Origin of the sequence: Caballeronia sp. RCC_10 (genome assembly GCF_041360715.1) — a bacterium.
Lineage (GTDB): Bacteria > Pseudomonadota > Gammaproteobacteria > Burkholderiales > Burkholderiaceae > Caballeronia > Caballeronia grimmiae.
The window spans coordinates 1-13,617 of sequence record NZ_JBFUPT010000060.1 but is presented as its reverse complement, the minus strand read 5'-3'; the positions used below and the strand labels follow the sequence as shown (position 1 = coordinate 13,617).

At 61.1% G+C, this 13,617-nt stretch carries 8 protein-coding genes and 2 pseudogenes; 4 read left to right on the top strand and 6 right to left on the bottom strand.

Annotated elements, in window-relative coordinates:
- The first annotated feature begins 416 nt into the window (after positions 1-416).
- Positions 417-2,939, top strand: coding sequence for an ATP-binding protein (locus AB6804_RS30655; RefSeq protein WP_370889658.1), 2,523 nt, complete (start codon positions 417-419; stop codon positions 2,937-2,939).
- 799 nt (positions 2,940-3,738) lie between these two features.
- Here AB6804_RS30655 and AB6804_RS30650 read toward each other — a convergent pair.
- The 3 genes from AB6804_RS30650 to AB6804_RS30640 are packed head-to-tail and all read right to left on the bottom strand — an operon-like array spanning position 3,739 to position 7,481.
- The gene (locus AB6804_RS30650) at positions 3,739-4,107 is read right to left on the bottom strand and encodes a response regulator (protein ID WP_370889657.1); all 369 of its coding nucleotides are present in this window, start codon (positions 4,105-4,107) and stop codon (positions 3,739-3,741) included.
- A 9-nt stretch (positions 4,108-4,116) separates the two neighbouring features.
- The gene (locus AB6804_RS30645) at positions 4,117-7,251 is read right to left on the bottom strand and encodes a CheR family methyltransferase (protein ID WP_370889656.1); all 3,135 of its coding nucleotides are present in this window, start codon (positions 7,249-7,251) and stop codon (positions 4,117-4,119) included.
- On the bottom strand, positions 7,248-7,481 hold the full coding sequence (locus AB6804_RS30640; RefSeq protein WP_370889655.1) for a type II toxin-antitoxin system ParD family antitoxin: 234 nt from the start codon (positions 7,479-7,481) through the stop codon (positions 7,248-7,250). Before AB6804_RS30640 ends, AB6804_RS30645 begins: the two co-directional genes overlap by 4 nt.
- Positions 7,482-7,702: 221 nt before the next feature.
- On the opposite strand from AB6804_RS30640, the gene AB6804_RS30635 reads away from it, so the two are divergent.
- Positions 7,703-8,722, top strand: a complete 1,020-nt coding sequence (locus AB6804_RS30635) for a chemotaxis protein CheB (protein WP_370889654.1) — start codon at positions 7,703-7,705, stop codon at positions 8,720-8,722.
- Between the two features lie 91 nt (positions 8,723-8,813).
- On the opposite strand, the pseudogene AB6804_RS30630 reads toward AB6804_RS30635, so the two are convergent.
- The 3 genes and pseudogenes from AB6804_RS30630 to AB6804_RS30620 all read right to left on the bottom strand — a co-directional run bounded on the left by AB6804_RS30630 (position 8,814) and on the right by AB6804_RS30620 (position 12,215).
- A pseudogene (locus tag AB6804_RS30630) lies at positions 8,814-9,262 on the bottom strand (SET domain-containing protein).
- Positions 9,263-9,350: 88 nt separating this feature from the next.
- Complete coding sequence (locus AB6804_RS30625; RefSeq protein ID WP_370889653.1) at positions 9,351-9,839, bottom strand: hypothetical protein; 489 nt, start codon at positions 9,837-9,839, stop codon at positions 9,351-9,353.
- Between the two features lie 192 nt (positions 9,840-10,031).
- The gene (locus tag AB6804_RS30620; protein ID WP_370889652.1) at positions 10,032-12,215 is read right to left on the bottom strand and encodes a filamentous hemagglutinin N-terminal domain-containing protein; all 2,184 of its coding nucleotides are present in this window, start codon (positions 12,213-12,215) and stop codon (positions 10,032-10,034) included.
- On the opposite strand from AB6804_RS30620, the gene AB6804_RS30615 reads away from it, so the two are divergent.
- A complete protein-coding gene (locus AB6804_RS30615; RefSeq protein ID WP_370889651.1) occupies positions 12,208-12,624 on the top strand; it encodes a hypothetical protein in 417 nt (138 codons plus the stop codon). The genes AB6804_RS30620 and AB6804_RS30615 overlap by 8 nt on opposite strands.
- Positions 12,625-13,068: 444 nt before the next feature.
- Positions 13,069-13,542 (top strand): annotated as a pseudogene (locus tag AB6804_RS30610) (alcohol dehydrogenase catalytic domain-containing protein); the annotation flags it as partial.
- Positions 13,543-13,617 lie beyond the last annotated feature (75 nt).

Genomic DNA, 13,617 nt, shown 5'->3' with positions numbered 1-13,617 from the left:
CTCGACTTGAAATCGAGAGGCCTGCAGACTGGTCCGCTGCTTGCCGTCGGCGATGGCGCGATGGGCTTCTGGGCCGCTGAAATGCAGCGGCAGCTTGTAGAATCCGGCGTCCGTTTTTCTCGGGTATATGGCGTAGAGAGGTGACGAGAGTTAGCAGGCGGCGGCACAACGGTTGCGATCACGCGGCCCATAAGGTCCGCCTTCACAGCCGTCAATAGTGGGGCGCTGGTATCGAGAGTGTATTCACATTCGTGGGAGCTGCCCGCAGTTGGAGCTTGCCCGTTTAGCCCAACCGGCCCCCGCGACACAGGCATTTGGGCTTGTCGCCGTCGTCCATTGCGCCGTTTCCGCTACGGGCCCGCCGCATTCAGACAGCGAAACGGCAAAGGTCGACTCGACCAGAACCACGCGAAGCGATGTTTTCGAATTACGGCAAGCGCGTACGAAACGATCTTGGAGCAGCACAAATGCCCGATTTTTGGCACACAGCAGTCGAAGGTAACGGCGAAGTTCGCGCGTTGCTACGCGAACTCGACTGGAGCACATCGCCGCTCGGGCATCCCTCGAATTGGCAGGCGCCATTGACCACTGCAGTCGGCATGGTGCTCAGTTCGGCCTTCCCGATGTTCATCGCGTGGGGCCCCGAGTTGGGCTTCCTCTACAACGACGCATACGCCGTAATCTTGGGCGACAAGCATCCGGCTGCGCTCGGTGGCCGCTTCAAACAAATCTGGGCGGAGATCTGGTTTGACATCGCGCCCATTATCGACGGCGCGATGTCAAACCGGTCCGCCTACTTTGAGGACCTGCCGCTCACGGTTATACGCCGCGGCTACCCAGAGCAGAGCTTCTTCACCTTCTCGTATTCGCCGCTGCACGAAAACTCCGGACGCGTCGGCGGCATGTACTGCACTGTCATCGAGACGACGGAACGCGTGCTGGCAGAACGGCGCGCGATCTTCGATCTAAAGGTGTCCGAGGCACTGCGCCCGCTGACCTCTGCCGAGGACGTCGTGACCCGAGCGAGCGCGCTGCTCGGTGAGCAATTGAAACTGGCCCGCGTGATCTACGGAGAATGCTGGGAAACCAGCGACACTGTCTTCGTGCCGCGCGATTGGACTGTGCCACCGTTGCCGAGTCTCGCCGGCAGGAGCTTCGCACTGGACGACTTCGGCCCGGCCATCATCAACTCGCTGCGCGCCGGACAGATCGTGACCGCAAACGACAGCGCCACCGATCCACGCACCGCAGACTTCGCAAGCTCGTACACCCTGACCGGCGTCCGCGCATTCATCGCGGTGCCACTGATCAAGGCCGGGCGTCTGGTCGCCTTCCTCGGCCTGCACCGCGCCGAACCGCACCGGTGGACCGCGAGCGATATCCGGCTCGCCCGCGAGATGGCCGAGCGCACCTGGTCGGCGGTGGAGGCGGCACGCGCACAGGCCGATTTGCGCGCCGAACGCGACCGCAGCCGTTACATCTTCGACACGATTGGCGAAGGTTTCATGCTGATGGACCGCGACTGGAACGTCACTTACATCAACGCGGAAGGCCTGCGCATCGCGCGCGTCACGAAAGAGCAAGGGATCGGGCACAACTACCGGCAACTTTGGCCCGAACCGGTCGACCCCGATTGTGCGCAAATGTATCGACAGGTGATGGAAAGCGGCGATCCCGGCGCGTTGGAGTATTGTCAGAGCCATCCGGACGGTAGCGCCATCTGGGTCGAGGTGCGCGCCTACCGCACCGGCGAAGGCGGGATCGCTTCGTTTTTTCGTGACATCACCGACCGCAAGGAGACGGAACAGAAGCTCAGAGCGGCTGATCAGCGCAAGGACGAATTCCTCGCGATGCTTGCGCACGAGCTACGCAACCCACTCGCGCCCATTTCTGCCGCCGCCGAGCTGTTGACGATCAGCAGGCTCGACGAAGCGCAGGTGCGCCACAGCAGCGCAATCATCTCGCGCCAGGTCGCCCACATGACCAGACTCGTGAATGACCTGCTCGATGTGTCGCGCGTCACGAGCGGGCTAGTCACGCTGGCGAGGGCGCCGGTCGATACGCAAACCGTGATCACGGAAGCGATCGAACAGGTCCGCCCGCTAATGCAGGTGCGCAACCAGCAATTGTCGGTGCACGTGCCATCGCAGGCGGCTATCGTGCTAGGCGACAAGGCGCGGCTGATTCAGGTTGTCGCCAACCTTCTTCACAATGCGACAAAGTACACGCCCGATGGGCGCCGCATCGAAATTTGCGCCGACGCAGAGGGCGGCGAACTGGTGATCACCGTGCGCGACGAGGGCATCGGCATGGAACGCGAGTTGACCGCGCGCGCGTTCGACCTCTTCGCACAGGCTGAGCGCTCGGCTGACCGCTCGCTGGGCGGCCTCGGACTCGGTCTCGCCCTGGTCAGGCATCTGGTCGAGTTGCACTGCGGCTCAGTGCACTGCTACAGCGCGGGGCTCGGCACCGGCAGCACCTTCGTGGTCAAACTCCCATTGATGCAGGCGCAGCCGGCGGCTTCAGAACGGCAAGCGGAAATCGCCAGTTCGGCGGCGAGCCGGCGCCTCAAGCTACTGGTCGTCGACGACAATGTCGACGCCGCGGAAGCGCTCGGCATGCTGCTCGCGTCATGCGGGCATGACGTGATCATCGAACATGAATCGCGGAGCGCGCTCCAGCTTGCGCTGCGGGAGCGCCCGGATGCGTGTTTGCTAGACATCGGCCTGCCGGATATGGACGGCAACGAACTGGCGCGGCATCTGCGCGCGTCCCCTGAAATGGCTGACGCGACGCTGATCGCTGTCACCGGCTACGGCCAGGACGAGGACCGTCACCGCAGTGCGCACGCCGGTTTCCATCACCATCTGGTGAAACCAATTGTCATCGAACAGCTGGCGACGTTACTCGCGGGCATCAACCTGAGGAGGGATGGTTGAATGCCCAGGCGTGTGCAACGGTGCGGGTGAGCCGATGCTCGGCCGCCGCGCTTTCCGGCGGCACGACCTGTCGGTTGGCCGCTTACGGAGCGTAGCCGACCTTTCAACGTCGGGCCACGCTGGGTGTGAGTGGCGGCTCATGGCCACCTTGAGGCACCTTTGCCCGTCCACTAGTGCGGCCAGGAAGGCGGACTGAAGGTCATTGACATTGGCTGACATTGTCGCCGCCTCGCTTTATTCCATGAGGGCCAAGACCCCAGGTTCGTTCCGCCGCTCACATGCTCACCTGCCCTTTCGTCCTTCGCTGGCGCATTAGCGCGCCGCGCCCCTCGAGCACGCGCCGCGCTATGCGCCGTTTTCGTCGCGCGACGCTCGCTGGCAACGCGGCGCTGTTTGAGCGCGGCCGCAAAATCCGTTGCGTCCAGAGTTTGTGCGCGCCAGGGAAGTCCATTCCCTTTGGCATGTTCATCCGATGTGGGCTGCCCAATCACAGTGATTTCACTTGCCGCATCGGCCTCGTGTCTGCCCGCTATGACGCGCCTATTGGATGGAGGATCGCTGACTACCGCCGCCCTGAGCCGCTCGCAGCGAGCAGACGTCGTCCAGCCGGTTATCCAGCAGCACGAACAAGTTTAAGTTCGAATGCCGGGGGTATTAATAACCGGCCTTTGCAGTTTCGCACGCACCGCTGCGTTGGATTAGGCATGCGGCCGATTGACTCTAACGTCACCGATGCTCATAGCAATCGAAGGAAGCAATCTGGCTGGGCCACATAAATCGTATAGGTCATTTTCGTGCGTTAGCCTCTCAGTGCTCTAAGAATTGCCTGGTGATCGAACGGCTTCTGGCAACGCGGATGGTGCCGATAGCCTTCAGCCACGGCATCAATCCCATATCCGGTCGCAAAAATGAAACGGATGTCCCGCAACGCGAGCGCATCGGCTACCGGATACGATTTCTCACCGTTCAGATCAACGTCGAGAACCGCAGCATCGACTATTTCGCGCCCCTCTTCGAGCAGCGCGACCGCTTCCTGCGCGCTGGCAACCGGCCCTACGACGTAAGCTCCGGCCTCCTCTAATACGGTTGAGAGCCCGAGCGCCACCAGATAGTCGTCCTCGACGACCATGATTCTTCGACCGTCCAGTATTCTCGCCTGTTCATCCATGTCCGCCCTCTATGCATCGTGCGAGTTCGCTGACGGTAACGGTATTTCGATGTGACACGAAACGCCATCCGGAGCGAAAGCGAGATTTGTACGCGCGCGCAGCGTGAATCGCAGTGCTTTCTCAATCAACTGCCGCCCGAAACCAATTTTCGAGTTGTCGGGTGGAACCGACACGCCGCTTTCAATCCAGTCGATGACGAGAGACGCGGCGTCGTGTCCTTCGGGCTCGACGTTCCACCGCACCTCCAGCCGAGCTGCTTCGTTCTTCAAGGCACCATACTTGACCGCGTTGGTCGTTAATTCGTGTAAAACCAGCGCGATCGTTTGCACGTTGCGAAAGCCAAGCGGCACCACCGGCCCCCCAAGTACGATCCGGTCGCTGCCTGCGACGCCGAGTGCATCGAACTCCAGCTTCACCATGTCCCCGAGGTTGATCAGGTTGCCATCCGCTTCACCGATGAGACCTTGCAGACGACCGAGCGCGGCCAGGCGGCTGTTGAAGGTTTCGAGTGCGACGTCTTGCTGGAGCGTCTGCTGCGCGATCGACTGGATCACCGTGAGCAGGTTGCGGGTGCGGTGCTGCAGCTCGGCTATCAGCACGTTCTGCCGCTCCTCCGCATGCACCATGCCCGTTACGTCGACGAAGGTAACCACGACACCGTCGGATTTCCGCTCGCCGCTTCGATAGGGCGCAAGGCGCATCAGGAAATGAGCCAGCCTGTCCCTGCTGCACACATGACGCTCCCGCGGCTCGTCCGTATTGAGCACGGCTTCGATATCCGCCTCCAGTCCGGGCAGATCCAGCCGGGTAACAAGCTCGGTAATCGGACGTCCACGATCGATCGTGCGAATGTGGAAAACGCGGTCCAAGGCTGGCGTAAACGAACGGATCACGAGATTACGGTCGAGGAATACGGTGGCGACCGACGTGCTCTCGAACAGGTTCTGCAAGTCGCTGTTCGAGCGATCGAGCGCCTCGATCTTGCGACCCAGTTCGAGGTTGACCGTGTGCAACTCTTCGTTGAGCGACACGAGTTCTTCCTTCGATGCCTCCAGCTCTTCGTTGGACGACTGCATTTCCTCGTTGACCGACACCAGTTCCTCGTTCGATGACTTGAGCTCCTCGAGCGCAGTCTCATACTCTTCGATCATCGACTGCAGGCGTTCACGGGTGTCACGCAACTCCTTCTCGACCTGCACGGCGGTCCGCTCGTGCGTGGCCTGGGCGCGCATGAGCGCCTCCTCGCGTGAAAGCACGGGGCCTTGATCGTTGAAGACCACGAGGTACATTCGCTCACCGTTGGTCTGGTCGGTCAGCGGCTCGACGGTCAGGCTGATCTCCTGCACACGACCGTCCTCGCTCTCGATCACCACGCCTTCGCGTATGACCTGTCGACCCGACTCGACGGCCTCGCGGAACACCGAACGCAGATCGAGCCCCAGTCCCTTGCGCGCCATGGTGAATAGCTGGCGCGTCGGCGCACCGGCTGCGGCCTCCAGGTACTTGCCCGTGCGTGCCGAGTAGTACAGCACATCGCCATCGCGCGAAGCGAGCACATGAGGTGGCGTGAACCGCTCCAGCATGTGGTTATCGACCACGAGGCGCAGCGACGCACCGGTCAGCGCAGGGCGGCCGGGTGCAAGCCCGGCGATGTGACCGATCTTGAGCGACGACACCGACAGCGGCACGCGAAGCTGCGGCGACACGTCAGCGCGGCGGCGAAAGATCCGGTGCTTTTTTTCGATCGGTACAAACAACTCGTCGAACTGGCTGACGCCTTCCGACGTACCGAGAAACAGGTAGCCATCGGGGCGAAGTGCGTAGTGGAAAGTCGGAATGACCTGGTTTTGAATCTCTGCGCCGAAGTAAATCAGCAGATTGCGGCACGAGACAAGGTCGATCCGCGAGAACGGCGGGTCACGAATCACGCTGTGCGGCGAAAAGATGCAGAGATCGCGGACTTCTTTTGCGAGAACATAACTGCTGCCGTCGGGGATGAAAAATCGCTGGCGCCGCTCGTCCGACACGCCATCCAGCAACGGCAGCGGATAACGTGCCGAGCGCGCCACGCCGAGCGCCGCGTCGTCGATATCGGTCGCAAAGATTTGCACACGCGGCGCCTGGTCGGACCGGTCCATGTGCTCGCGCATGAGCATGGCGATGGAATACACTTCCTCGCCCGTCGCACAACCGGGCACCCAGACGCGGATGGTGTCGTTGACACCGCGCGCTTCGAACAGTTTCGGTAAGACAACATCCGAGAGCGCTTCGAACGCCTGAGCATCGCGAAAGAAGCTGGTGACATTGATGAGCAGGTCGCGAAATAATGCCGTGACCTCTTGCGCGTCGTTGGACAGTCGTGCGACATACGCTTCCGGCGTCTCCACGTCCAGGACTTGCATGCGCCGCTGCACACGGCGCAGGAAGGTTCTTACCTTGTAGCCGCTGAAGTCATGGCCGACCTGGTGACGCAGGATGGTGTAGATCGCATTGCGGGCTCCGTCAAAAGCGGCATTCTCGAGCTGCGCATCGGAAGCTCCGGCGAGCTTGTCGAGCATGAATCTACCCGCTGCAAAGCGAGCCAGTTTGGCGCCCATCTTCTCTGCGGGTATGGCAAAGTCGACCAGACCGCTGGAAATTGCGCTCTCGGGCATGTTGTTGTGATGAGGACCGAACCCGTCGGCCACCTGCGCGAGAGTGAGCCCGCCGCGCTCCTTGATGGCCTTGATGCCCAGTGTCCCGTCCGAGTCGCCGCCGGAGAGCACCACGCCGGCGGACAATTCGCCGACGTCGGTCGCCAGTGCGCTGAAAAATAGATCAATGGGTCTTCGCTCTCGCCGATGTGCATCCTGCGCATGCACGTGCAGCCTGCGATGCTCCACGCTTACAACCGCGTCGGTCGGTAACAGATAAACAGTGTCGACTTCGATCACCGTGTTATCGGTAATAACGCGCACCGGCATGGCGGTGAAGCGCGCGACGATCTCCGGCAGCATGCTTTCGCGATCGGGGCTCAAATGCGTGATGATCACACACGCCAATCCGGGCTTCTCGGGCATACCGCGAAAGAAGCCTTCCAGTGCCTCAACGCCGCCGGCAGAGGCGCCCAGGCCCACGATCGGAAAATCGGCCACCGATGTCATGCTTTCTCCAACGCAGCGCGTGCCTTGCCATGCGCCCGTGCCGGTCGCTTCGGTCGCGCAGCAGTCTTGGCGCCCGAAGCAGCACGGTGTGACGCCTGCTCTTCCAATAGCCTTAGCCCCGCACGGACGACTTCGCTAGCCGAGCTATAGCGACCGGTGGCCACTTCCGATCTGATAAATGCGGAGAGATGTTCGGTCACGCTGATGCTCAATGCATATTTGCTTGGCATGGGCTATTCACCGTTGGCTGGGTAACACCCCATAGTACCCCTCTTCGAAGACAAATGTTTCATCATGAACAACGAGTCGTGATATGGCCTCGAATACGGCAAGGATTCGCAGAGTCGACCGGCCCGTGCGATAGTTTGCTGAGTCCGTTCAGCGGGCGTTTCGAGTTCAATGCTTTCGACAGGCTCATGGTTTGCTGCTTTGTGAGCACGGAGGACCATACGTGAACAAAACATTAAGTGGCCGTTGCATTGTCGTGATCGCAGCGTCGACGGGTGGGCTTGACGTTCTGAGAACAATCGTCTCTGGGTTGCCAGCTGATTTTCCGGCAAGTATCTTTGTGGTCATGCATATCGGCACCTGGCCAAGTCGGCTTCCCCAAATTCTCGCCGCCGATAGCCGCCTGCCGGTGGTTCATGCCTCGGACGGCGAAGCCATTGCTGCAGTGACGGTGTACATTGCCCCGCCTGACAGGCACATGCTGTTGGGCGACGCAAGAATTGTTCTGTCGACTGCGCCTAAGGAAAACTTCACGCGTCCGGCAGCTGATCCCCTCTTTCGCTCCGCTGCCGTCAACTTCGGTGACCGTGCTATAGGCGTTGTTCTTAGCGGAAAGCTCGATGACGGCGCCGCGGGACTCAAGGCTGTTCACGCGTGCGGCGGCTATACCATTATCCAGGACCCGTCGACGTGCGTCGCACCTGAAATGCCCCAAGCTGCCCTAAAAGCTGTTCCACCGGACGTGGTCGCTCCGATAGAGGACATAGGCCCGGCCATCGTCAAAGCGTTGACAGGCTCGTCGTCCAGGGGTTTTGACATGAATGAAAGGGAGCGCGCCGCGCTTGAGCTCAAAATCGCGCAAACAGGGCGGTCATCGCCCAGCGACTTGGCACGACTCGGGCATCGAACCAGCATGACTTGTCCGGACTGCGGAGGGGTTCTTTGGCGCATCGGTGAAGGTTACCCGCTTAGGTATCGTTGTCATACGGGCCACGCATTCTCCGCCATGTCTCTGGAGCAGCAGCAACGCGCAGGCGCTGAGGATGCACTATGGTCCGTCGTTCGACGCTTGGAAGAAAAGCTGCTACTCGTGCAAGAGCAACTTTCACTGGCCGAGTCAGCAGGCAGTGAAGACGCACGAGCGATTCGCGCTGAAATTGCTCCCTTGGAAACGGCAATTGAAGCCGTCAGGCGATTGGCGATTCAGTCTCCAGCATCAAGCCCGAAGCAAACCATCGCGTAAAGTTTGCTCCGTCGTGATCAAGGCGAGATTTACAAAGGTGCTGGCGACAACCGCCAATACGCAGCACGCATGCCCGTTCAGCGTCACTGCGTCAATGATCCGGTGGCGCGAGCATGGTTCCTCGACACTGCCGCGACCCGCAGCGGCATTGATAGAGCTTCTTCAGAGCGAGCGTGCGGCGTCCCTCGACAAACAGCCGATAGTCGATGAACAGTTCCTCGCCTGATTTAACGTCGCGCAAGGCGTAAAAGTAGATGCGACTGCCCTTCTGCTCGGTTTTCGCAGTTCGGCGCGCATCCGCGGTTCACCCAGCGTGCCGAGTTTCCGTCCTGCCCTCCGTCGATCAGGGCGTCTATCGCCGAGATCGAAAAAGGAGGGGTGGCCGTCCTTAGCAGCCGAACGCTCGTAGCGACGCTGCGCTTCCTTCCAAGAACGGAGCGTGCCTTTATACTCGAACAGCACATCACCAGCAGTGATGGGCGTGAGCGCGAAGACGCCCCGGCCGTGAACCGGCGACGAACGAACGACAGTGCGACGCATCGACATTTAATAGGTGAAAGTGAACATAATGTGTCGCGATGAAGCGCGCGAGGTTGCATAATCGGTCAACGTCTCCGCCGCGACACGCCTATGCCCCGCTCGAATCACCGCTCCAACGCACGCAAACCGCGGCTTTTTGCGCTGGATAGAAGGCAGCATCGCGGAACCGTTGGTCAGCACCATCGCCCTGCCCTTGCTGATCATTCCGGAGTCTTTCGACGCGACACTGGCAAACGAACCACGACACGTCCTTTTCGCAGTGGACGGAAGCACCGAAGTGCTCCCTGCTCTCCGAGTCGGCGCGGCGTTCGCTACATTCGGAAACGCACAGCCGCGCCATCACGTCATCGACAAAGCTTCGCGGTTCGACAATCCCCGGCCCTTTTGCCTGGCTTGATCCGTCCTTCGTCAAGAAGGCAAGTCGGCGATTGCGATGGCGCGCCGCGTGCTCGATCACGTTCCCGGTACCGTGACGACCGAGATCGTGAGCGCCACGCAGCGCGGGCACTATATCGCCCATACGATCGTGCGTGAGGCGAACGCATGGCGAGCCGACATCGTCGTCTTGGGTAGACATGACGCCGCGTAGCCGCCATTTGATCCTCGGCAACGTCGCGCGTCACGTCGCCCGCATCGCTTGCACTCCCTTGCTGCTCGTGAACTCCGCGGTTGGCCGGGAGATTGCGCGCGATGACGTCGCCGTCGTTCAGGCACCTTCATCGAGCGAATGAAAAGGCTCCTCATATGTCGGTGGCCTGCCGAAATTGTTTCAATCCTGACGCTGCATCGACTCCCAGCGCAACACAGGGTGGCTCGCCCCGGCCGGCATGCTCCAAACTCCCGACGGTCCGAAGTCCCAACTCACAAAGCTGGCCGGCGTGCTCATTTCCGCGGTGCTCAAACCGTTCTTAGCGGTGGGTGCAGACCCGTTGTTGAAGGCGGTAGCGGAAGGCTGAGCGGTAACAGTCCGGTCCCAGTAGACACTGCCACTTATCGTTCCATCGTTGCTGACGGAAATGCCGCCGTAATAGCCGAATGGCGGCGCGTTGGGCCCCGCCACGCGACCCGCCGCAAAAGATTCCTCGACGATTCCGGACGCCTCGTTGTATCCGACTAATCCGGCGTCTTCCGCATAGCCGGTGGCATAGGACTGCTTCACTGTTCCGAGGTTAGTGCCGACGAGTCCGCCGGAAAGACCGTGCGAGCCGTGCGCGGACATCCCCGTTGCGAACGACTGCTCGACTGTTCCGAAATTGATGCCGACCAGCCCGCCCAGCGGACCTTGTGAGCCGGTGAAGGCGCTGCTCGAAGACCGTTCGACCTTGCCGTAGTTGGAGCCGATCAGGCCTCCACCGGAGGAATAGCCGAATCCGCCAATGCCGAACGTCCCCGACGAATATGAGGATGTTACGAGTCCATGGTTCATGCCGGCCAATAGCCCGAACGCGGCCAGCGTTCCTTCCTCGCCATTGAAGATTTCGCTGTTGGTGACCTTGATGTTGCGCACGACTCCCTGCGCCGCGATCACGCCAAAGAGCCCCGTCGGCAGGCTGCCTTGTTCGGTGTAGCCCTGAAGATAGAGGTGGTCGACTGCATGCCCCATCCCGTCGAACTGGCCGCTGAATGCAACGGCAGGCAAGGGGCCGATCGGCGCGAAGCCTTCCTTGAACGACGCACTAGCGTCGATATCTTTTCCGAGTGCGTAGTTTCCCGAAAGATTCAGGTTCACCTTCCTCAAGTCCGCCAGGCTATTAACGAGCTGATAATCGGTCACCTGAGTCAGCAGTCCGCTATAGGGTGCTGCGCTCCAGTGAGGGTTGGACAGTATCGTGCCCCGAGCGTAAGTGCCGCCCATATCGTAAAGCGCGGATACGGTGCCGGTGCTTCTCGACCAGTCGATAGTGCCAAGCGCCCGCATGCTCGCGTTGTTGTCGATCGCTCCCGTATCCGCGCGAAGTGTGAGATTTCCACCGCCGACATCTCGGATCGTCGCACCTTGTGCGATGTTCACGTCTCGTTGCGAGCCGATGCGAAGCGTCGCGTCGCCCTTCCATTCGATGTTCGCACCGATGGTCGCATCGCCACGTGTCGTCTTGACGTCGATGGACGTCCCCGCATTCAGGCTGCGGGACAAGGCAGCAGTCGCGCGATGACCCATCTGCAGCACCGACGCGCTCATGTTCCACGATCCAGCCCTGACCGTTGCGCCATTCAAGTCCAGGCTCTCGCCGTGGGTCTCAACGATGCCACCGGCGCCTTGCCCGTCCTGCGCGGTGACGTCGCCGTCCACATGCACGGTCCCCGATTCCGCCACGAGCCAGATGCGAGCACCGCGCGTGCGCGTTCCTGTCGCACGGATCACCGAATTCTTTCCAGCGAGGGCGTAGACGTTGCCATCGACGGCGTGAAGGTTCACCTGGGCTGCACGAATCGTTCCGGCATTGACCACAGATCCCGGACTTTGTACCTCGATCGATACCTGCGGCGAGCTCGAGGTATCGCGCAAGAGGACCTTTTCGCCCGCCACGAGCTCCGCCGAGCCCGAGGGCGCCTCGATCACCCCCCAGTTCGCTGCGAGAGTACGTGATACGAGCAGCACATCTCCGCCGCTCGATGCGATCCTTCCGAGATTAATAACGACGCCCGAGCCATCTCCCGAAAGTACGATCGGCCGGCCCTGCATGAACGCGCTGCTGTCCGCAGCGAGCGCAGCGGCAACGAAACGTCCGCCCGTCGTGACGACGCCGCCCGACCCGATGACTATGCCTTGCGGATTGAGCAAATAGATACTGCCACTGGCATTTAGACGGCCCAGGATGAGGGAAGGATCCCCTCCCACGACCCGGTTGAGCGTTGCGCCATGACCGTTGTCGAAGTTGACGCTCTTGCCGCTGGCAATCGAGAAGGTGCACCAGTCCACGACCCCGCGCGAGGATGTCTGGACGATGTTCATTGAATTAGCGCCGGGATTGATTCGACCGGCGCCACCGACGAAGTGCCCGCCGGTCGGCAGTTGTGGCGGCGAGCCGTGGGCATGCGCAATGGCGAATGGTATCGACGCGATCGCGGAACGGACAAGCCGTAGCGAACGCGGGTTCCCGAAACGTCGTCTCGCACGCTGGGTGGGGAGCCACGAGACGGTCGTCGCCGATGCAGAAGTGACCGAATCGACCGCGCCTTTGAAATGCGACATCCATATCCGAAAACGCATTGCGCTGCTCCTTGACCATCGTCGCCCGAAAAGACCAGGTGTGGATCGCGTTGTGGAAGCCATGAAGCGTGCTTTGCTGCAGCGGTTGGGATTGGTCCGTTGGAATCGCTTCACATTCGCCGTTCCACTCGACGGTGAGCGTGACCAATAGTATGCAAACGCTAGCGAGCAGCCGGTTGACGTGAGTCAATGCCGGTCGAGTCATCAACAGTCGGGGCTGCCTCTTCTTCAGGGGCATCATCACGGCATCGCGCACAGCAAGAGTGGATGCGGAGTAAGGCGATGCCTGCCTGTAGGTTCGCCTCCGTTTTTGCGGTTCTCGCTGAGGGTCGGCATCAGCGGCAAACGAGACTAGCGTTGCACGTTTAGCGCATCTCGGCGGCATGGCGGGCGCGCTCGCGCTCGTGCGGCATTGGTCCGCGAGGTCGCTGGCATCGTCTTGAACAAGCGCCCGCCTCTCCCTATCGCAGTCGTCAAGGCTCGCGGCAGCTCGGCTTGATATGAGTCAAAAGCCGTCTAATCCGCTTGCGCATACTGGACGCTCATCCGCCGGCTGATTCCACACACGGGACACCGCCCATTCAGGGAGGGTTAGATGACCACATCGATGAAAGCTGCTGTCGTTCACGCGTTCGGAGAACCGCTGCGCATAGAGGAGGTGCCGGTCCCCGTCCCGGGCCGCAATGAGATTTTGGTGAAGATCACCGCATCCGGCGTTTGCCATACCGATATCCACGCAGCCGACGGTGACTGGCCCGTCAGGCCTGCGCTGCCGTTCTTCCCCGGTCACGAAGGCGTGGGGTACGTCGCCGCCGTCGGCGCGGAGGCAGGCAGGTGAAGGAAGGCGACCGCGTGGCGTGCCGTGGATGTACACCGCCTGCGACGTTGCGAACATTGCCTCTCCGGATGGGAGACGCTCTGCCATTCCCAGCAGAACACGGGCTACTCGGTGAACGGCGGCTACGCGGAATACGTCCTAGCCGACCCTGACTATGTGGGGCATCTTCCGCAGCAGGTCGCCTTCGATCAGATCGCGCCGATTCTGTGCGCTGGGGTGACGGTCTTTAAAAGGCCAGTTCAAAAAGCGCGCTCCGTTCGGCTGAAGATGTTCCAGCAGACGAGTGCGCAGGCTAGCTTTAAGAAA

What these genes read in the sequence shown, in the direction of transcription:
- AB6804_RS30655 (WP_370889658.1), top strand. Translation starts at nt 417, where the DNA reads ATGTTTTCGAATTACGGCAAGCGCGTACGAAACGATCTTGGAGCAGCA.
- AB6804_RS30650 (WP_370889657.1), bottom strand. Translation starts at nt 4,107, where the DNA reads ATGGATGAACAGGCGAGAATACTGGACGGTCGAAGAATCATGGTCGTC.
- AB6804_RS30645 (WP_370889656.1), bottom strand. Translation starts at nt 7,251, where the DNA reads ATGACATCGGTGGCCGATTTTCCGATCGTGGGCCTGGGCGCCTCTGCC.
- AB6804_RS30640 (WP_370889655.1), bottom strand. Translation starts at nt 7,481, where the DNA reads ATGCCAAGCAAATATGCATTGAGCATCAGCGTGACCGAACATCTCTCC.
- AB6804_RS30625 (WP_370889653.1), bottom strand. Translation starts at nt 9,839, where the DNA reads ATGTCTACCCAAGACGACGATGTCGGCTCGCCATGCGTTCGCCTCACG.
- AB6804_RS30615 (WP_370889651.1), top strand. Translation starts at nt 12,208, where the DNA reads ATGTTCATTGAATTAGCGCCGGGATTGATTCGACCGGCGCCACCGACG.
- AB6804_RS30620 (WP_370889652.1), bottom strand. Translation starts at nt 12,215, where the DNA reads ATGAACATCGTCCAGACATCCTCGCGCGGGGTCGTGGACTGGTGCACC.